We start from the raw sequence: 309 nt of genomic DNA, 5'->3' as shown, positions 1-309 counted from the left end.
GCATAGGCTATCTCTACAGCAGTCGGCTCTATCGCCTATTTAATACCAGGGCTGAGAAAGAAGGCATAGCACCGATAATTGAGCCAACTGGCGCGCTTGATTTGTTAATCAAAGCCAATATCGGTACAGAGCAAATCGCTGATTATCCTGACGATATGGCAACCACACTTTCCTGTGAACAGGCACAAAACGCGAGCGGCTTAAAAGTGCAGAATTTATCAGAGAACTTGTATTTGCCCCAGTCTGGCTTAGTCAATCCGCAGGCTTTAAAAAATATCATACTCATGCATCCGCTCATCCGTTTTCAAC

At 45.0% G+C, this 309-nt stretch carries 1 protein-coding gene; it reads left to right on the top strand.

Going from position 1 to position 309, the window contains the following annotated elements:
* Positions 1–309: hypothetical protein (locus AAEZ03_RS26625; RefSeq protein WP_350582782.1), on the top strand; the 309-nt coding region annotated here is incomplete at both ends.

This window comes from Pseudomonas sp. HY2-MNA-CIBAN-0224, assembly GCF_040310285.1.
Classification (GTDB): Bacteria; Pseudomonadota; Gammaproteobacteria; order Pseudomonadales; family Pseudomonadaceae; genus Aquipseudomonas; species Aquipseudomonas helleri.
The sequence above is the reverse complement of the archived record's forward strand: the minus strand, read 5'-3'. Positions and strand labels throughout refer to the sequence as shown.